This window comes from Rhizobium herbae, from assembly GCF_017873135.1.
Classification (GTDB): Bacteria; Pseudomonadota; Alphaproteobacteria; order Rhizobiales; family Rhizobiaceae; genus Pararhizobium; species Pararhizobium herbae.
This window is the reverse complement of the sequence record NZ_JAGGJV010000012.1, coordinates 25,872-45,079: the sequence shown is the minus strand read 5'-3', so window position 1 is coordinate 45,079 and position 19,208 is coordinate 25,872. Positions and strand designations below refer to the sequence as shown.

Annotated in this window: 19 protein-coding genes and 1 riboswitch; of the genes, 9 read left to right on the top strand and 10 right to left on the bottom strand. The window is 62.3% G+C overall.

The genetic code is table 11. From position 1 onward, the window contains the following. Positions 1 to 4: 4 nt before the first annotated feature. From J2Z75_RS26255 to J2Z75_RS26230, 6 genes are all read right to left on the bottom strand, one after another. Positions 5 to 991 carry a beta-ketoacyl-ACP synthase III gene (locus J2Z75_RS26255; protein ID WP_209856527.1) on the bottom strand — a complete coding sequence of 329 codons (987 nt, stop codon included), beginning with the start codon at positions 989 to 991 and terminating at the stop codon, positions 5 to 7. After that, the gene (locus J2Z75_RS26250) at positions 991 to 2,256 is read right to left on the bottom strand and encodes an adenosylmethionine--8-amino-7-oxononanoate transaminase (RefSeq protein ID WP_209856525.1); all 1,266 of its coding nucleotides are present in this window, start codon (positions 2,254 to 2,256) and stop codon (positions 991 to 993) included. The genes J2Z75_RS26255 and J2Z75_RS26250 overlap by 1 nt, the downstream gene beginning before the upstream one ends. Then, complete coding sequence (gene bioD, locus J2Z75_RS26245; protein WP_209856523.1) at positions 2,253 to 2,888, bottom strand: dethiobiotin synthase; 636 nt, start codon at positions 2,886 to 2,888, stop codon at positions 2,253 to 2,255. Before bioD ends, J2Z75_RS26250 begins: the two co-directional genes overlap by 4 nt. Beyond that, a complete protein-coding gene (locus J2Z75_RS26240; RefSeq protein WP_209856521.1) occupies positions 2,885 to 4,030 on the bottom strand; it encodes an 8-amino-7-oxononanoate synthase in 1,146 nt (381 codons plus the stop codon). Before J2Z75_RS26240 ends, bioD begins: the two co-directional genes overlap by 4 nt. Next, positions 4,027 to 5,031: a biotin synthase BioB gene (bioB, locus tag J2Z75_RS26235; RefSeq protein WP_209856520.1), complete on the bottom strand. Its 1,005-nt coding sequence runs from the start codon at positions 5,029 to 5,031 to the stop codon at positions 4,027 to 4,029. Before bioB ends, J2Z75_RS26240 begins: the two co-directional genes overlap by 4 nt. Positions 5,032 to 5,250: 219 nt before the next feature. Continuing rightward, a complete protein-coding gene (locus tag J2Z75_RS26230; RefSeq protein ID WP_209856518.1) occupies positions 5,251 to 5,919 on the bottom strand; it encodes a GntR family transcriptional regulator in 669 nt (222 codons plus the stop codon). A 151-nt stretch (positions 5,920 to 6,070) separates the two neighbouring features. Next, a riboswitch (TPP riboswitch) is annotated at positions 6,071 to 6,209 on the top strand. 88 nt (positions 6,210 to 6,297) lie between these two features. On the opposite strand from J2Z75_RS26230, the gene thiC reads away from it, so the two are divergent. From thiC to J2Z75_RS26195, 7 genes are all read left to right on the top strand, one after another. After that, entirely contained in the window at positions 6,298 to 8,133 is a 1,836-nt protein-coding gene (gene thiC, locus J2Z75_RS26225) for a phosphomethylpyrimidine synthase ThiC (protein ID WP_209856515.1), read from the top strand. 2 nt (positions 8,134 to 8,135) lie between these two features. After that, on the top strand, positions 8,136 to 9,188 hold the full coding sequence (thiO, locus tag J2Z75_RS26220; RefSeq protein ID WP_209856512.1) for a glycine oxidase ThiO: 1,053 nt from the start codon (positions 8,136 to 8,138) through the stop codon (positions 9,186 to 9,188). After that, a complete protein-coding gene (thiS, locus tag J2Z75_RS26215) occupies positions 9,185 to 9,382 on the top strand; it encodes a sulfur carrier protein ThiS (protein ID WP_209856511.1) in 198 nt (65 codons plus the stop codon). Before thiO ends, thiS begins: the two co-directional genes overlap by 4 nt. Positions 9,383 to 9,384: 2 nt before the next feature. Next, positions 9,385 to 10,158, top strand: a complete 774-nt coding sequence (locus J2Z75_RS26210) for a thiazole synthase (protein WP_209856509.1) — start codon at positions 9,385 to 9,387, stop codon at positions 10,156 to 10,158. After that, a complete protein-coding gene (locus J2Z75_RS26205) occupies positions 10,155 to 10,760 on the top strand; it encodes a thiamine phosphate synthase (protein WP_209856508.1) in 606 nt (201 codons plus the stop codon). The genes J2Z75_RS26210 and J2Z75_RS26205 overlap by 4 nt, the downstream gene beginning before the upstream one ends. Beyond that, complete coding sequence (locus J2Z75_RS26200; protein WP_209856507.1) at positions 10,760 to 11,503, top strand: hydroxymethylpyrimidine/phosphomethylpyrimidine kinase; 744 nt, start codon at positions 10,760 to 10,762, stop codon at positions 11,501 to 11,503. The genes J2Z75_RS26205 and J2Z75_RS26200 overlap by 1 nt, the downstream gene beginning before the upstream one ends. Before the next feature lie 131 nt (positions 11,504 to 11,634). Next, positions 11,635 to 13,464 (top strand): ABC transporter ATP-binding protein/permease, encoded by a 1,830-nt coding sequence (locus J2Z75_RS26195; protein WP_234937585.1) that lies wholly within the window; start codon positions 11,635 to 11,637, stop codon positions 13,462 to 13,464. Positions 13,465 to 13,541: 77 nt separating this feature from the next. Here J2Z75_RS26195 and J2Z75_RS26190 read toward each other — a convergent pair whose 3' ends face one another. The 3 genes from J2Z75_RS26190 to J2Z75_RS26180 form a co-directional block, all read right to left on the bottom strand. Further along, positions 13,542 to 14,075, bottom strand: coding sequence for a DUF992 domain-containing protein (locus J2Z75_RS26190; protein ID WP_209856506.1), 534 nt, complete (start codon positions 14,073 to 14,075; stop codon positions 13,542 to 13,544). 169 nt (positions 14,076 to 14,244) lie between these two features. Further along, a complete protein-coding gene (locus tag J2Z75_RS26185; RefSeq protein WP_209856505.1) occupies positions 14,245 to 14,808 on the bottom strand; it encodes a methylated-DNA--[protein]-cysteine S-methyltransferase in 564 nt (187 codons plus the stop codon). 72 nt (positions 14,809 to 14,880) lie between these two features. Next, a complete protein-coding gene (locus J2Z75_RS26180; RefSeq protein WP_209856504.1) occupies positions 14,881 to 15,366 on the bottom strand; it encodes an Lrp/AsnC family transcriptional regulator in 486 nt (161 codons plus the stop codon). Between the two features lie 101 nt (positions 15,367 to 15,467). Between J2Z75_RS26180 and J2Z75_RS26175 the strand changes: the two genes are divergently transcribed. Both J2Z75_RS26175 and J2Z75_RS26170 read left to right on the top strand, forming a co-directional pair. After that, entirely contained in the window at positions 15,468 to 16,667 is a 1,200-nt protein-coding gene (locus J2Z75_RS26175) for a diaminopropionate ammonia-lyase (RefSeq protein ID WP_209856503.1), read from the top strand. 11 nt (positions 16,668 to 16,678) lie between these two features. After that, a complete protein-coding gene (locus J2Z75_RS26170; RefSeq protein WP_209856501.1) occupies positions 16,679 to 17,839 on the top strand; it encodes a M20 aminoacylase family protein in 1,161 nt (386 codons plus the stop codon). A 25-nt stretch (positions 17,840 to 17,864) separates the two neighbouring features. Here the strand turns inward: J2Z75_RS26170 and J2Z75_RS26165 are convergent, their stop codons facing one another. Beyond that, on the bottom strand, positions 17,865 to 19,085 hold the full coding sequence (locus J2Z75_RS26165; RefSeq protein ID WP_209856499.1) for an ROK family transcriptional regulator: 1,221 nt from the start codon (positions 19,083 to 19,085) through the stop codon (positions 17,865 to 17,867). Positions 19,086 to 19,208 lie beyond the last annotated feature (123 nt).

Here is a 19,208-nt window from a genome sequence, read left to right as displayed (position 1 = left end):
AAACTTACATACTGATAACGCAGGCACCGCCGGTCAACCCCGCCCCCGCCGCGGTCAGCAACAGTCTCTCGCCCGAGGCGAAGGGCGCGGCCTCATGGGCGAGCGAAAGCGAAAGCGGGATTGTCGCGGCGGAAGAGTTTCCGTAGTCGGCGATCGTGCGGACCGTCCTTTCGGGATCGATACCGAGATTGCCGCAAACCGCATCGAAAATGCGTGCATTGGCCTGATGCGGAACAAAGCGGTGAATATCCTTCGCGCCGAACCCGGCACTTTCGAGCGCCCGGCTGGCGCAGAGGCTCATCATGCCGACCGCCTGCGTGAACATCTCCCGGCCATCGCGCATCGTCATCAGGCATTCGTCCGCCGTCACATCGGCGGCAAACGGCCGGTTGCTTCCACCGGCCGGGATGGAGATCAGGTCGTATCTGCTGCCATCGGAGGCGAGATCGACACCAAGAAGTCCCGCGTCCGTTTCCTGTGACGGCATCAGAACGACCGCGCCTGCCGCATCAGCAAACAACACGGCGCTTGCCCGTTCCGCCGGATTGATACGGCGGCTGAGAATATTGGCTGCGACCACCAGAACCGGCCGGCCCTGCGCGCGAACGAAACCGTCGGCGAGCACCAGCGCATAGAGAAAGCCGGAGCAGGCGCCGGCAAGATCGATAGCCCCCGAATGGGAAAGGCCCAAACGGTGGGCAAGCAGGGGAGCCGAAGGCGGCAGCAGATGATCGGGCGTCGATGTAGCGAGCAGCGTCAGCGCAATCTCGTTCCGGGCGATGCCCGCGCTCTCGATAGCCGCCTCCCCTGCCCTTGCCGCAAGACCGGACAGCGTGTCGCCCGGCCCGGCCCAATGCCTCGCCCGGATGCCGGTTCGACGTTCTATCCAGCCCGGCTCGAGGCCGAGATCTTGCTCGATCTCGGCATTTTCGACGCGCCGGGCCGGAACGGAGTGGCCAAAACCAGCAAGGCGGGACGAACGCGCACCCATCACAATCGACCGGCGACAAAACATGCCGCCGCCTCGTCGATCGCGTCATAGGCCCGGTCAAGTTCGGCGGCGGTGACACAGTAGGGTGGCATCAGGTAAATGACGTTACCAAGCGGACGGATCAACAATTTTCGTTGGCGAAAGAATGCTCTCAGCTTTGGACCGACATCCGAAAGATAACCACCCGTCGGGACAGCGAGATCGAGGGCCGTGATCGTTCCGATCTGGCGGGCATTGCCGAAGCGCGGATCGGACGTGAAGCGAGACAGTCCCTCCTGCTGCAACTCTTGAAGCACCCGAATGCGCTCCCCAACCGGTTCGTTTTCCCAGACCTTCAGATTGGCAACCGCTGCCAAGCAGGCGATCGGGTTGGCCGTATAGGAACTGGAATGGAAGAAGGTCCGGCGGCGATCCGTCGACAGGTGCGCGTCGAATATCTCGGCCGTGCACAGGGTCGCTGCGAGCGGCAGGGCGCCGCCGGTCAAACCCTTCGAGGTGCAGAGGATATCGGGCGTCACGCCGGCCTGCTCGCATGCAAAGAGGCTGCCCGTGCGTCCCCAGCCGGTCATCACCTCGTCGATGACCATCAGGGTGCCATGCCGTTCTGCAATCCGCTTCAATTCGCGGAGGATCGACGCCGGATAGGTGCGCATACCGCCTGCTCCAAGAACCAGCGGCTCGATCAGAAGCGCTGCCACCTGGCCGGTCGCGCAGAAGCGCTCGAAGGCGTCAAGCGTGTCCTGCTCATGGCCAGGTTCGGGAAACGGCAGGCAATCGACGCCGAAGAGCAGCGGTTCATAGGCCTGGTTGAAGACGCCACGCTCCCCCGCCGACATCGTGCCGATCGTATCGCCGTGATAACCGTGCTCCAGAACGCAGACGCGGCGGCGCGGTGCGCCGGAATTGTGGAAGAACCCGAGCGCCATTTTCAGCGCGACTTCGACGCAGGTCGATCCGCTGTCGGAATAGAACACATGCGCCAATCCGGTGGGCGCGATCTTCAACAGACCCCTCGCCAGTTCCTCGGCGGGTTCATGGGTATATTCAGCGAAAATGATCTGGTCGTAGTTCTCGCATGCCGCCTGAATGGCGCTCATGATGGCCGGATGCCGGTGGCCATGGGTGATCACCCACCAGGACGAAATGGCGTCGAGAATACGCGCACCGTCCTCGTCGACCAGGCAGGCGCCATCCGTGTGCACAATCCGCTTCATCGCCGGTTCGAGCGCATGCTGGGTGAAGGGGTGCCAGACAGGAGAGGTCATGCGATCACCTCGCGAAACGTGGAAAGCGGGAAATTGTCGCGAAAGGCTTGCCGCAACAGGTCCGGCGTCAACGGATCAAGCCGTGGCAGACGGCCGAGTATCCGCACCTGCCCCATTGCCGCGATGATCCGTTGCGTTTCGGCTGCCTCGTCACCGATGAAGGCGACGCCGAAAACCGGGATGGAGCGGCTGCGCAGCGCTTCCAGCGACAACAGCGTGTGATTGATCGTACCGAGCCCGGTGCGGGCGCAGAGGATGACGGGGATTTGCCAGCGCGCAAAAACATCGGCGAACACCTCCGTTTCCGTCAATGGCACCAGTAGTCCGCCGGCACCCTCGATGATGAGCGGCGCATCCGTCACGGGCGGTACCAGCATGTCCGGCGCGATCGTGACATGATCGATGCGGGCAGCGAGATGGGGTGATGCCGGCGTCCTCAACCTATAGGCTTCCGGCAGGATGCGCTCCGGTGCCAGACCGCTCAGTCGGCTGACGGTCTGGCTATCGGTTTCCTCGTCGAGCCCTGCCTGCACCGGCTTCCAGTAATAGCCGGAAAGCGCGCCGGTAAGTGCTGCGGAAAAAACCGTCTTGCCGATGCCGGTATCCGTGCCGGTGATGACGAAACGCATCATGACGCTTCCTCCGCCATGATGGCCGCGAGCCGGGTGAACATGCGCGCAATCGTTGCCCTGTCGACATTGAGCGTGATAGCGATCCGGAGCCTTGCGGTGCCTTCGGGAACGGTCGGTGGGCGGATAGCGCGGATGTCGAAACCTTCGCCCCGCATGCGCGCGGCAATCCGCACCGCCCGGCCGTTGTCGCCGATCAGCACCGGCAGGATCTGCGATCCGCTGCCCTTGACGCCGAGTTTGGCTGTTAGATCGGCATTGGCGAAAGCCTTTAACTCATCAAAATCCGCTCGACGCTGCGGTTCATCCGCCAGCATGCGCAGCGCTTCGCGCACGGCGGCGGCCATCAGCGGCGATGGCGCGGTTGAATAGATGAAACCTCGCGCCCGGTTGACGAGATAGTCGCAGAGTACAGCACTTGCGCCGAGCAATGCGCCGGAAACGCCGAGGGCCTTGCCACAGGTGTGCAGCACGATGACGTTTTTCCGGTTTTCAAGGCCCGCAGCAAAACCGCGTCCGCCGGGGCCGAAGACGCCGGTGGCGTGCGCCTCGTCGATCACCAGAAAGCCGTCATGACGTTCGGCAACAGCCGCCAGTTCGGCGAGCGGAGCGCGATCGCCATCCATGGAATAGAGGCTTTCGACCGCAATCCACGGGTGGCCAATACCGCCATTGCGCCGCCAGCCGCTGATGGCTTGTTCGAAAGCCTCGACATCATTGTGCGCCACCGCCACGGCCGTGGCCCGGGCTGCCTGAATTCCCTCATGCGCGCTGGCATGGACCAAGGCATCGTGGACGATGAGATCGCCGCGCTGCGGCAGGGTCGAGAACAGGGCTGCATTGGCGGCATAACCGCTGCCGAAATAAAGAGCCCTCTCGGCTCCGAAAAAGGCGGCAGCCGCTTTTTCCAGCGCTTCATGTTCCGGGTGGTTGCCGCGCAGCAGGCGCGAGCCGCCGGCACCGACGGGCACGCCGCGCTGAAGTGCTGCTGTGACTGCCGCCGCCAGCTGCGGAGAACCGGCAAATCCCAGATAGTCGTTCGAGCTGAAATCAGCTCCGTCCTGCGCGATCAAGACCCGCCGCCGTCCCTTGCGGTCCAATCCCGCCAGCGTCGTTTCGTAGCGCAGGAGGCCCGCAGGCATCATTCGGGCAGCTCCAGCTCCATCGGCTTCAATCCCAGGCGGCGGAAGAGGGCTGCGTCCTGATCTTCGCCCGGGTTCTCAGCCGTCAACAGCGTATCGCCGGCAAAGATCGAATTGGCACCGGCGAAGAAACAGAGCGCCTGCATTTCGTCGCTCATCTGCGTGCGCCCGGCCGACAGGCGCACATGCGCGCGCGGCATCAGGATGCGTGCGAGCGCGATGGTCCGGACGAATTCGATCGGATCGACAGGCTCCGCATCGGCAAGTCTTGAGCCGGGGATCGGGATCAGCATGTTGACCGGCACGCTTTCGGGCGGTTCCGGCAGATTGGCGAGCGTCACCAGCATGGAGATGCGATCGTCCGCCGTCTCGCCCATGCCGAGAATGCCGCCGGCGCAGACCTTCATTCCCGCTTCACGCACATTGTGGAGCGTCTCCAGCCGGTCGGCGAAACTGCGGGTGGTGATGATCTGCGGATAGAATTGCTCGGAGGTGTCAATGTTGTGGTTGTAGTAGTCGAGGCCGGCATCCGCCAGTGCTTCCGCCTGCCCCGGCGACAGCATGCCGAGCGTCATGCAGGTCTCCATGCCCAGCGCCTTGACGCTGCCGACCATGGCAACCAGCGTTTCCATGTCGCGATCCTTCGGGCTGCGCCATGCCGCGCCCATGCAGTAGCGGGTCGCACCCTCGGCCTTGGCCTTGCGCGCCTCTGCAACGACCTTTTCGACCATCATCAGCTTCGATGCCTTGAGGCCGGTCGGGGAATGCGCCGACTGGCTGCAATAACCGCAATCCTCGGCGCAGCCGCCGGTCTTGATCGACAGCAGCCGGCTGATCTGCACTGCGTTGGGATCAAAGTTTGCGCGGTGAACCGTTTGAGCCCGGAACAGCAGATCGTTGAACGAAGAATTATAGATAATTTTCGCATCAGCGAGGATAACGCCTTCCGACAGAGCTGCATGATGCGCTTCAGCGTGATTTTCAGCGGTAATTTTGTCGAGCATTTCCGACTCCTCCCTCTTTTTCAGCCGTGGCGGCGAAATAAATATAGATAAGACTCAATATTATCTATAATTTCTCATAGCACACCTCAACGCAACCGCGTTTTCGTTGAGACGCGTTTAAATTTTCAACCATGAGGGGATTAAGATCAGTGTGGCGCGGATCGCGCCTTCGCGCATGTCGGCGGACAGCGTGAAAAAGCGGCTGCTGGAGGTCGGCCTTCAGCCCACGATCGCGAAAGCGTCACGCGTTGTGCCGGAAGCATTGCGGACCGGCTTTTGGCCGATCCACTGGACGTGACGTTCAAGAACGGCGGCGGCGTTCTCGACATTGCCTTGGCGCAAGAATGTCAGGATCGCACGATGGTCGTGATCGGTTCGCACTTCCCATTCAGACCGCCAGCTGGCGAACAGGAAACGGGCGCTGGCGGCATGCAGGTCACTGATCGCGGCCAGCAGGCGCGGCATGCCGCAGGGCGTGACGATCAGGGTGTGAAAGCGTCGATTGGCCTCTTCCCAGGACCGGACATCGCGGGAATTATCGCCGGCGACCGTCGCCTCTTCGGCGAGGTCGAGGATCGATGGCGTGAGATGGGGTGCCGCATGGCGAAGCGCCAGAACCTCGAGCGCCGCGCGCATCTGCGCGACTTCGCGAACTTCCTTGAGATCGAAGGAGGCGACCCGAACGCCGCGGCGCGGTTCGCTGACCGCAAGACCCTGCGCCTCAAGCCGGCGGAAGGCTTCGCGCACGGGCACATGGCTCGTTCCGAATTCTTCCGCGATATGGTCCTGCCGCAGTTTCGTGCCCGGATCCAGTTGTCCGGTCACGATCCTGTCGGCAAGGATGCGGCTGATGCGGCTGGCAATCGTGTCTTCGCTCGTCGAGGTCATTTTTTATAGATAATTTGCCGCGGCGGCGCTGTCGAGGCCGCGATTGTAATCATTGGACATCTTCACAGCCTACGGGCCTGCAGCGGAGGCTGGAAGAATGCGTCGCGCCGAACGGCCCTTGACGCTCCGTCCAAAACTGTGCCTAACTTGGCGCATTCACCAGGGGGGTCCCGACAAGGGGCTGAGATTCTGCTGGGGTGAAAAGCGGCTATGCCGCCTTCATTCAGCGCAGTGACCCGTTGAACCTGATCCAGTTCATACTGGCGTAGGGACGGTGCAAGCGCTGTAGCGACTCGAATTCCGTACGCGGATTCGCGTCAGCGTCTTTTCATCATTCCGGCTCTGATGACTGGGTCTCCAACCTTTGGAGCCTCAACCATGAATATTGCCGCAAAGCCACTCACCCCGACCGTCACCACAGGTCCGCTGCCCGCCTCCCGCAAGGTCCATATACCGGGCGACCTGCACCCGGCCATCCGCGTGTCGATGCGCGAAATCTCGCTTCATCCGACATCAGGCGAACCGCCCGTTGCCGTCTACGATCCCTCGGGTCCCTACACCGATCCGGCCCATACCGTTTCGATCGACGCCGGCCTGCCCCGCCCCCGCCAGGAGTGGGTGACCGAGCGCCGCGATGTCGAGGCCTATGACGGCCGGCATGTCAAACCGGAAGACAACGGCTTTGCCACCGGCGAACGGCTGACGCCGGAATTTCCCATCCGCAACCGGCCGCTAAAGGCCAAAGATGGCAAAGCCGTCACCCAGCTTGCCTATGCCCGCGCCGGCATCATCACGCCGGAGATGGAATATATCGCCATCCGCGAAAACCTCGGCCGCAAGGCCCCGAAGGGCGCGTTGGTCCGCGACGGCGAAAGCTTCGGCGCCAGCATTCCGGATCACGTCACGCCGGAATTCGTCCGCCAGGAAATCGCACGCGGACGGGCCGTCATCCCGGCCAACATCAACCATCCGGAATCCGAACCGATGATCATCGGCCGGAATTTCCTGGTGAAGATCAACGCCAATATCGGCAATTCCGCCGTCACCTCGTCGATGGCCGAAGAGGTCGAAAAAATGGTCTGGGCGACGCGCTGGGGCGCCGATACCGTCATGGACCTGTCGACCGGCCGCAACATCCACAACATCCGCGAATGGATCATCCGCAATTCGCCGGTGCCGATCGGCACCGTGCCGCTCTATCAGGCGCTGGAGAAGGTCAACGGCATTGCCGAGGATCTCACCTGGGAGGTCTATCGCGACACGCTGATCGAGCAGGCCGAGCAGGGCGTCGACTATTTCACCATTCATGCGGGCGTCCGGCTCTCCTACATTCCTCTGACCGTCAACCGCGTCACCGGCATCGTCTCGCGCGGCGGCTCGATCATGGCCAAGTGGTGTCTGCATCACCACAAGGAGAGCTTTCTCTACGAGCATTTCGACGAAATCTGCGACATCGCCCGCGCCTATGACGTCACGTTTTCGCTCGGCGACGGCCTGCGTCCCGGCTCGATCGCCGATGCCAATGACGCAGCGCAATTCGCCGAACTCGAAACGCTCGGCGAACTCACCCAGATCGCCTGGGCGAAGGATTGCCAGGTGATGATCGAAGGCCCCGGCCATGTGCCGATGCACAAGATCAAGGAAAACATGGACAAACAGCTGGAAGTCTGCGGCGAAGCCCCGTTCTATACGCTCGGGCCGCTGACCACCGATATCGCCCCCGGCTACGACCACATCACGTCCGGCATCGGCGCTGCGATGATCGGCTGGTTCGGCACGGCGATGCTCTGCTACGTCACGCCGAAGGAGCACCTGGGTCTGCCTGATCGCAACGACGTCAAGGTCGGGGTCATCACCTACAAGATCGCCGCCCATGCCGCCGATCTCGCCAAGGGGCATCCGGCCGCGCAATTGCGTGACGACGCATTGTCGCGGGCCCGCTTCGAGTTCCGCTGGGAAGACCAGTTCAACCTGTCGCTCGATCCCGAAACAGCTCGCTCCTTCCACGACGAAACCTTGCCGAAAGACGCGCATAAAGTGGCGCATTTCTGCTCGATGTGCGGGCCGAAATTCTGCTCGATGAAGATCTCGCACGACATCCGCGCCGAAGCCCAGAAGGAAGGCCTTGAGGCGATGGCCGCGAAATTCCAGGCGGGCGGCGATCTTTATATGCCGCTCCCCAAAGACGGGTCTGTTCCCCCCGTAGGAGAGTGATCATGCGCGTGCTGATCAGGGGGGCCGGCGTTGCCGGCCTCACGCTTGCCCATGAGCTGGCGACGAAGGGCGTCGCGGTCGAGGTGGCAGAGACAGCGCCACGCGCCGGTGGTGGAGCCTCGTGGTTTGCCGGCGGCATGCTGGCGCCCTGGTGCGAACGCGAAAGTGCGCCCGAAACGGTCCTCACGCTCGGACGCGGTGCAGCCGACTGGTGGGACGCCGCCCTGCCCGGCGATGTCGTCCGCAAGGGCACGCTGGTGGTGGCGCCACCACGCGATACGGCCGAACTGACCCGCTTCGCGAGCCGCACATCGGGGTTCGACTGGCTGGATGCGGATGAGATCGAAGCCCTGGAGCCGGACCTTGCCGGACGATTCCGCAAGGCACTGTTCTTTCGCGATGAAGTACATCTCGATCCGAGGCGCGCGATAACGGCACTGCATGAAAAACTGGCGGCAATGGGCGTGCGGTTCCATTTCGGCGCCGCCACGGACTTTCCGGATGCCGGGTTCGACCGTGTCGTCGATTGCACCGGGGCAGGTGCGATCGGCCGAGCGGCGAATCTGCGCGGCGTGCGTGGCGAAATGCTGATGCTGGAAACATCGGAGGTGACGCTGTCACGCCCTGTCCGGCTGCTGCATCCGCGTATTCCGCTCTATATCGTGCCGCGCGGCGATGGATGCTTCATGGTCGGCGCGACCATGATCGAAAGCAACGACGACGGACCGGTCAGCGCCCGGTCGCTGATGGAGCTTCTGAACGCGGCCTATGCGCTTCATCCGGCTTTCGGCGAGGCCCGGGTGATCGAAACCGGCGCAGGCGTCCGTCCGGCCTATCCGGACAATCTGCCCCGCTTCGACGTTGATGGGAGAACCATCCGGGTCAACGGCTTCTATCGGCACGGGTTCCTGCTTGCGCCATCCGTTGCCTGGGACGTTGCAGCGCACATCATAGGCCCCTCGAAAACGAAACACGTGCCGTCTGCCGGTCCGTTCAAACCTCTCTCGGACCAACGCGGAGCCGCCAACCCACCACAAATTGGAGCAAGCCGATGAAACTGACGATCAACGGCGAAGACCATCAGACCGATATATCGATCCTTTCGGAGCTGCTGACCGCACTGGAATACGAAGGCGACTGGCTGGCGACGGCCGTCAACGGCGAACTGGTGCACCGGGAGGATCGCGAGGCCTTTGCGCTGAGCGATCGCGACCGCATCGAGATCCTTTCGCCGATGCAGGGAGGCTGATCATGCTCGAACTCTATGGAACGTCCGTCGCTTCCCGCCTTCTGCTGGGAACTGCCCGCTATCCCTCTCCTGCCATTCTTGCGGATGCGGTGCGCGCATCGAAGACGGAGATCGTCACCGTGTCGTTGCGCCGGGAGACAGCCGGCAGCCGCACCGGCGGCGCTTTTTTCGAACTGATCCGCACGCTTGGCGTCAGGGTCCTGCCCAACACTGCGGGCTGCCACACGGTCTCCGAAGCGGTGCTGACGGCAAAGATGGCACGCGATGTCTTTGCCACGGACTGGATCAAGCTTGAGGTAATCGGCAATCACGACACATTGCAGCCGGATGTGTTCGGGTTGGTCGAGGCGGCACGCATCCTGAGCAACGAAGGCTTCAAGGTCTTCCCCTACACCACCGACGATCTGGTGGTGGCGGAGCGGCTTCTGGAGGCGGGCTGCGAAGTATTGATGCCCTGGTGCGCGCCGATCGGCTCGGCCATGGGGCCTGTCAATCTGCCGGCATTGCGCAGCATGCGCGCCAATTTTCCAGACGTCCCGCTGATCGTCGATGCCGGTATCGGCAGGCCCTCCCATGCCGCCATCGTCGTGGAACTCGGCTTTGACGCGGTGCTACTGAACACTGCCGTCGCCGGGGCCGCCGATCCTGTTTTGATGGCAGCGGCGTTCTCCGGCGCGATCGATGCGGGCCGCACAGCCTTTCTGGCTGGCATGCTGGAGCCGCGCGACATGGCTGTTCCCTCGACGCCGGTCATCGGCAAGGCGGTGTTTTCATGAGGCTCGATCCCTTCTACCTGATCGTCGATAGCGCGGAGTGGATCGACCGCCTTGTGCCGCTCGGCGTGAAGCTGGTGCAGCTGCGCATGAAGGATTGCGAAGAGATGCAGTTGCGTCGTGAAATCCGTCGCGCGAAGGCGATCTGCGCCGAACATGGCTGCCAGCTGATCATCAACGACTACTGGCAACTGGCTATCGAGGAGGAATGCGATTTCGTCCATCTCGGCCAGGAAGATCTGGCCGAAGCGGATATTGCCGCCATCCGCGCCGCGGGCCTCAAGCTTGGGCTCTCGACGCATGACGAGACGGAACTGGAGACAGCGCTCGCAGCCGCGCCCGACTATGTGGCGTTGGGTCCGGTCTGGCCAACCATCCTTAAAAAGATGAAGTGGGAACCGCAGGGGCTGGACAGGTTGCGGGACTGGAAAACGCGCATCGGCCCCCTGCCGCTCGTGGCGATCGGCGGGCTCAATACCGACCGTATCGACAGCGTCTTTGCCCATGGCGCCGACTGCGCCGCCGTCGTTACCGACATTACCCTGAATGCCGCCCCGGAAGCACGCACGCGGCAATGGATCGAACGGACGGCGCGATTCCGGTGATGAGGAATATTCCACATGTGCTCGTTGTGGCGGGGTCCGATTCCTCGGGCGGCGCCGGCATTGTCCGCGACATCGAGACGCTTGCCGCATTCGGCGTGAAAGCGTCGGTCGCGATCACCGCCGTCACCGTCCAGACGCATCACGGGGTCCAAGGTGTCGATGCCGTGGCACCGGAGCGGGTCGCGCAGCAGATGCGGGCTGCGTTGTCCGCCAATCCTATCGCAGCCGTCAAGATTGGTATGCTGGCGACCCCGGCGACGATTGCTGCCGTGGCGCAGATCCTTGTGGATCATCCTGACATCCCTGTGGTTCTCGATCCGGTTCTGGTCTCGACATCCGGTCGCGCCCTGTTGACCCCGGACGCGACGGATGCCCTGCGTGACCTGTTTCGGGCGTGCACGCTCGTCACGCCCAACCTGCCGGAGCTTTCGGTGCTGGCGGCATCTACCGTTGCCTCATCACCCGATAGCGTGGCCGGTCAGGCCCGGAGCCTTTTGATGGCAGGGGCAAAGGCGGTTCTGGTCAAGGGCGGACACGCCGGCGGCGTGGAAGCCATCGATCTCCTCGTCCAGCCGGAACACGCCGATCAGTCCTTTGCATCCCCTCGCCTTGCTGCGTCGATGCGCGGCACCGGCTGCATGCTCGCCAGCGCGATTGCCGCGCGCCTGGCCTTTGGAGACCCGCTCGCGGCCGCCATCGCCCGAGCCAAGGCCTTCGTGCATGGCAAGTTCCGCGAAACGTGAACAGCCCTTTGCCCGCCGATCTGCGATGATAGCCGGCAAAGGAATACCTTGGACTGCTTCGCTCCATCCTCCTTTGCTAATCTTTCTTAGGGATAGCGCTTCGGACGCGCTATATTTCGCAGGTGAAGACCATGGTGGAGAGATTCGCGCCAATGCCGCATGACATGAATGGTAAGAGTAACCAGCGTGTAGAAACCGACGACGAGCAGCCTTTCTTCGATCAGCTCCGCATGATGCAGCGGGCTTTTGTCGCCTCGCCTGTCCGCAAGACCATCATATGGCTCGCAATCGGGATCGTCATCGTCATACTGGCAACCGCGGCCGGGCAGATCATGCTGAACCGATGGTACAAACCCTTCTACGATACCCTCGAGCGGCGCGATCTCTCCGCCTTTCTGATGCAGTTCATCACCTTTGGCCAGATTGCCGGCACGCTGTTGATCCTCAATGTGCTGCAAACCTGGCTCAACCAGTGGATCCGGATCAAGCTCAGAGAAGGCCTGACGCTCGATCTCATCGGCGAATGGATGAAGCCGGCACGGGCCTTTCGCCTTGCCAATGCCGGCGCGATCGGCATCAATCCCGACCAGCGCGTGCATGAGGACGCCCGTCATCTCGCCGACCTGACGGCCGGCCTCACCATAGGCCTGTTCCAGTCGGGCATTCTGCTTGCCAGTTTCGTCGGCGTTTTGTGGTCGCTTTCGTCCGGCTTCATCTTTCATGTCGGCGGCTATGATCTCAACATTCCCGGTTACATGGTCTGGGCGGCCTTCCTTTACGCCGGGACGGCTGCGGCCGTGAGCTGGTTCGTCGGACGCCCCCTCGTCAAGATCAATGGCGACCACTATGCGCGGGAGGCCGCTCTGCGCTTCTCGCTGATGCGGGTCAATGAGCATATAGAGGCGGTTTCGCTGTCCTCCGGCGAAGGCAATGAAAAGCGTCGTCTCCAGCGCGATCTCGCCTCGGTTCTGGAAATCAGCAACAAGCTGATGATGGCCCTGACACGGCTGACATGGGTCACATCAGGCTATGGTTGGCTCACGGTCGTCGCGCCCATCGTCATCGCGGCCCCGGTCTATTTCAATGGCGATCTCAGTTTTGGCGGCCTGATGATGGCGGTCGGCGCGTTCAACCAGGTGAATACGTCGTTGCGCTGGTTCGTCGACAATATCGACAGCATCGCCGACTGGCGCGCGACACTGCTTCGCGTCGCCGCCTTCCGGTCTGCGATCCTGATGACCGACGAACGGCACGAAAACGACAAGCGAATCGAATTTGCACAGGCTGACGGCGACCGCCTGACTATCGACCGCCTGGAAATTGCCCTGCCGTCCGGCTGCATCAAGCTTGCCGATCAGCATGTCGAAATCCGGCCCGGCGACCGCGTTCTGGTGACCAGTGACTCGGATGTGGAAAAGGCGCCATTTTTCCGGTCTCTGGCCGGCCTTTGGCCCTGGGGATACGGGCGCATTGCCCTACCCGACGGTGACGGCATCGCCTTTGTACCGCGAACGCCCTATTTTCCGCCGGGAACGCTGGAGGAAGTCCTCAGCTATCCGGAAAATCCAGGCAAATTCAAAAAATCCGACATGGTCTCGGTGTTGTCCATGGTCGGCCTGAGCAAGCTGCAAAACAGCTTGGATCAGGACATGCGGACAAGGCTGAAACTCAATGAAGTCGAAATCCGGCTTCTGGCCATTGCACGGCTGGGACTGCACAAACCGAGCTGGATCATCATTGACGAGGCACTCGACACCCTGGACCGCGATGCCTACCAGCAAGTCCTCACCTTTATGGAGCAGGAACTGGGGAGTGCGGCTATCGTGAATATCGGCAGGGTGGCATCCGGCAACCGCTTCTTTACACGCGTGTTGCAGCTCCAGACCAGCCCGGCGGGCAAGGCCATCCGCTTGCTCAGACCCAAAAGCCTTCGCGCGGACAATCCCGAACTGGCGGATTGAACTGCCGCCGCGTACCAACGCAGGCCAGCTTTTGAACTTTCCCCCCTCGAAGAGACGAAGGGGGAAAGCGGGACGATTTAGTTGACGGCTGTGAGCGTTACCGATGTGCCGCCTGCCGCAAGGTTCAGGCCGAGCTGGCCCGTCACGCTGATCGTCTGGAGGTGGATGGAGCCGGAGGTGCCGCCCACGAGAACGTTTGCACCGACACCCGCACCGACCGTGGCTTCAACACTTGCGCCCTGATAGAGACCGCTGAGCGAACCCTGATGGTAACCCGCCGTCGGCGCCAGAACCGCCCAGACGAGCTTGCTGCGCGTCGTGAAGCCGAGGTCAACGCCCATCTTCCTGACCGCGCCGGTATAGTGGTCCGTGCGTTCCTTGCCCACCGAAGAGTGGAAGGTGCAATCAATTTCCTTGGCCGAGCCCAGAACGTAGCCGGCGCCACCGCCAACCTCGCACTCGAGGTAGCCGATCTTCACGCCGCCGCGTACATCGCTCTCCTCATAGCTGGGAGCAGGCGCGCCATTTGCCAGATCGGCAGCCTGAGCGGCAATTCCACCCGTCAGAACCAGCGACGCTGTGGCAAGCGCCATCGCAAGAGTCGTTTTCATCATTCTTTCCTTCTCAAACCGTGACCGGTGCAATGGCACCCGGTCATCCAGTCGGTAAATTTTGCAACTGACAGTGCACAATTCACCTTTCATTAGGACATTTCGAAGGCAGCCGACCCACCGCCTTCGCCAGTTCACAACGCACATACCGGGCAATGGCTCCGGCTTCCTAAAATCCCAACGATTGCTGCGCCGGTTCCGGCGGTCCGACATGGACACCTTCCAGTTCGAGCATGCGCGCCTTGGCAGACGAGCCACCCGGCGCCGAAAAGCCGCCGATCTTGCCGCCCGCCGCAAGCACGCGGTGGCAGGGGATGATCAGCGCCACCGGGTTCTTCGCCATGGCCTGGCCGACGTCGCGCGCTGCCTCCGGCCCGCCTCCAAGCTCCTTTGCCAGGGCGCCATAGGTGGTTGTATGGCCCCAGGCGACCCGCCGCGCGGCACTGTAGATCTGCTCGAAAAATGGATCCTGGCCACCAAGATCCAGTTTGAATCCGGAAAAATCCGTCTCTTCGCCATCGAAATAGCGCTTCACCGCGGCGACCGCTTCAGCCAGTTCCGGCGTCGGCGTTCCAGCCTCGGCACCCGGCAGTCGGCGCAACAGAAGCCGCTCGGTCGCTTCCGCGCTTTTTGTCGGCAGCTGGAAACGGGTGATGCCGACGTCGTTCCAGGCGATACCGCAGAAACCTCCGGCGGTTTCGAAGATGAGATATTGGTGCACAGTCCGACCCATGACACGGCCTCCGTTTTTCCATTCGCCCTGAAAATCGTACGGCCGGACCTCGGATTCAACCCGTTTCTTGCGTCAGATTTCGCAAGGCACAGCCAACCCGACCTTCACCCGATCCATGGCGACAAAGGTCCGGAACTTCTTGACGTTGTTGTTTCCGAAAAAGAGCCGACGCGCCAGCGCCTCGTAGGCCGTCATCGTGGGGACGACGATGACGAGCATGAAATCGGCCTCGCCCGTCACATAGTAGCATTGCTGGATTTCCGGAGCCGCCGAGAATTCCGTCTTGGCCAGGTCGATCAGTTCGGCGGTCTCGCTGATCACCTCGACCTCGACGAAAATGGTGAGCGGCTGCCCGACTTTGGCCGGATTGACGACCGCGACATTCGCCTCGATCACCCCGGTCTCCTCGAGCCGCTTGATCCTGCGCTGCACGGCGGGCGCCGAAAGGTTGACGGCTTCCCCGATCGTCCGCTGCGGAGTCGTGTTGTCCTTCTGCAGGATGCGGAGAATAGCATGGTCGAAGGCGTCAAGCGCTGTGCTGGAAGAAGCTCTGGCCATGGATCTCACGAAACAAACTTGCAATATTGCCCTGCCAATTCAGCGCATTTTTCGCGCGACATGCAATATATATTCGGCGACCTGATCAACGAGGACGCCCGATGTTTCTGACCAACACTCATCCCGACCACAATGCGCCGCTGGAACCGGTGGATGCCGACACTCTTGGCATCGCCGCCGCAGAGAGCGTCGAACTGTTTCTTACCCATCGCGACAATCATGCCGAAACACCGCTCCGCTCCCTCCCAGCCATGGCCAGCGAGCTTGGCATCGGCGCGCTCCACGTCAAGGACGAGGGATACCGGCTCGGCCTTGGCAGTTTCAAGGCACTGGGCGGCTCCTACGCCGTCATCCGCCTGGTGCTGGAGGAGGCCAGCCGGCAGTTGGGAGGCAACATCGACATTGCCGAACTGCATGCGCCGAGGGTGAAAGCCGTCGCCGCCGGGATGACGATGGCCTGCGCCACCGACGGCAATCACGGCCGCTCCGTCGCGCAAGGCGCAGAGCTGGTCGGCGCCAAGGCCGCGATCTTCGTGCATGCCGGCGTCAGCGACGAGCGCGTCGCCGCGATCGGCCGCTTCGGCGCGCAGATGATCCGCGTCGAGGGGACCTATGACGACTCCGTCAGGGAAGCGGCACGTGTGGCCACCGAAAAGGGATGGACGATCGTCTCCGACACGTCATGGTCCGGTTACGAGCGCATTCCCGGGCTGGTGATGCAAGGGTACACGGCCATGGTGCGGGAGTTCCTGCGCCAGGTGTCGGAACCGCCGACGCATGTTTTCGTGCAAGCGGGCGTCGGCGGTATCGCGGCGGCTGTTGCGGGGCATCTGTCGATCGCGCTGGCAGAAAAGCGGCCGGTCTTCGTCGTCGTCGATCCGGCCCGCGCCGCCTGTATCGTCGAGACGGCCCGCGCCGGGCATCCGGTAAAGATCGCACATGGCGAACCGACTGTGATGGCAATGCTCGAATGCTATGAGCCGTCGCTCGTTGCCTGGCGCATCCTGTCCCGTGTTGCCGACGCTTTCATAGCTGTCGATGACGAGGATGCCATCTCGGTGATGAACCGTCTGGCTCGCCCTTCCGGCAATGACCCCGCAATCGTCGCAGGCGAGAGCGGCGGCGCGGGACTGGCGGGCCTGATCCGGGCGGTGGCCGATCCGGAAATCCGGGCCGCCCTCGGGCTCAACGCCACCTCGCGCGTTCTGGTCATCAACACCGAGGGCGCGACAGACCCTAAGCGCTACACCGAACTCGTCGGCATCGCGCCCGAAGAGGTCGGTGCGGCAATCGCGAAATGAGAGGAAGAAGCATGGTGGACCTGCGCTCACTTGAAGAAGACATGACCGCCTGGCGGCGCGACCTGCATGCCCATCCTGAGTTCGGTTTCGAGGAAAGACGAACCGCTTCCTTCGTCGCCGCCAAACTTCGAGAATTCGGCTTCGACGACGTGGCCGAACGTATCGGCGGCACAGGGGTTGTTGGTACCTTGAAACGCGGCGGCGCCAATCACTCGATCGCGCTTCGGGCGGATATGGATGCCCTGCGCATCGCCGAACAGGGAACGATGACCTACCGCTCGCAAGACCCCGGCATCATGCATGCCTGCGGCCATGATGGTCATACGGCCATGCTTTTGGGGGCCGCAAAGCTGCTGGCCGGGGAAGGCGGCTTTGACGGCACCGTGCGCTTTATTTTCCAGCCGGCGGAGGAATGGGGCAAAGGGGCGCTCGCCATGCTCGAGGACGGGCTGATGATAGAGCGGTTCCCGTTCGAGGAGATCTATGGCCTTCACAATATGCCCGGCCTGCCCGTCGGACATTTTGAAACACGCGCCGGCCCGATCATGTCGGCCGAGGACAATTTCGAGATCGTGCTGAAAGGCGTCGGCGGCCACGCAGCGCGGCCGCATTGGGGCAACGAGGTTCTGGTCGCGGCCTGCGCGTTGGTCACCAACCTGCAGACCATCGTCTCGCGCCGCCTCAGCCCCACGGATATCGGTGTCGTCTCGGTGACGGAACTGATCACCGACGGCACCCGAAACGCGCTTCCGGGCCTAGCGCGCATTCTCGGCGATGCCCGCAGTTTTCGGCCGGCAATCAGCGCCGAGATCGAGAAGCAGATGCGGATCATCGCCGAAGGCACGGCGCTTTCCTACAATGTAACGGCGGAGGTGACATATACGCGGGAGTTCGTGCCGCTGCTCAACGATGCTGCCCTGGTCAGCGACGCCTTCGCCGCGGCGCGTTCCGTATTCGAGGCGGACCACATCGCGACCGCGCCGGAACCGATGACCGCATCGGAGGACTTTGCGCGTTTCCTCGATCATGTGCCCGGCTGTTTCGCCTTTGTCGGCAATGGCAGGGAATCCGCGCCGCTGCACAATCCGAACTACGACTTCAACGATGCCTGCCTGCTCTTCGGCGCGCGTTTTCATGCCGCCATCGTGCGGCAACGGCTGCCTTTGGCTTGAAGGGAACGGGCGCTCGAAACAGAGGTTATGACAAAGGCGGGCGACGTTCCCTGCCCGTGCCTTGATCCGGCGACGGAGCCGCGTTGCCGGCAGAGGTTTCGAAATCGAAAATCTTTTGCGTGACCAGGGCCGCCGCCCCCCTCGCCCAGGAATTGTCTTCCCAGTCCGGCAGCACTGGCGGCGGCGCGCGGAACGTGTTTTTCTCCAGCGCCCTGCGCAGTGGACCGAACAACGCATCGCCGAAGGAAACCGCCTCGCCGCCGACAACGATGACCTCCGGATCGGTGATGTTGACGAGATTGGCAAGATGACGGCCGATGCCGTTTCCTGCCTCTTCCAGGACAGCAAGCGCCTGTGGCTCACCCGCCTTCAAGGCAGCCAGAAGTTCGGGCCTTCCCGCCCCTTTTCCCCGTCCCGTGGCGTCGCGCCATGTGTTGAGGATCGCCGGTTCGGCATAATAGGCCATGAGACAGCCGCGCTTGCCGCATTCGCACAGGCGCCCGTTCTCCACGTAGGAGACATGGCCAAATTTTCCAGCCGCACCATTTGCGCCGCGATAGAGTTTACCCTCGAACACCAGCGCACAACCGATGCCGACGCCGATTGCCAGCACGGCCATATTGCGATGCTGACGGCCGAGGCCAAATAGTTGCTGGGCAATAGCGTAGGCGTTGGTGTCGTCCTCCAGCCAGACCGGAACTTTCACCCGCTCGGCGAGCATTCCGCCGAGCGGCACGTTGTCCCAATTATAGCGATGACTGCGGATGCAGACGGCTTTGTGATTGTCGATGACGCCGGGCATGGAGATGCCGATCCCGGCCAGCCGCGCGCCCGGACGATCGACGAGCGACGCCAGTTCGGGCACCGCCTCTGCCAGTGTCGTTACGATGTGATCCGGATCGTGGCCGGCAAGCGGCAGGCGCATCGAACCCAGCGGATTGGTGGCAAGGTCGGTGACGACACATTCCACTGAGCCAACCATCAGCTTGAAGCCGATGGCAAGACCATTGGCGTAGTTGATGTCAACTGGAATGGGGCGGCGTCCGGCGGAACCCGCAACCGTCTTGCCTTCGATCAGCAGGCCTTCATCGATCAGATCAGCCACGACGAAGGTCACTGCCGCCGGGCTCAGCCCTGTCACCGAGGCGATATCGGCGCGGCTGCGCGGCCCTTCCTGCCTCAGGAGATTGAGGATCAGGCGGCGGTTCATCGCCCGGGCCGTGCTCTGGTCACCTTTTAGCTTCACCAATTTTCTTTCTTTATTTTGTAAATTAATTATTGCCTCTGATTTAAACATATGCATAACTTTGCCCGACTGATCAACACCCGAACCGGGTTCAGCGAAATTTAATCCGGTTCATCCCGGCAA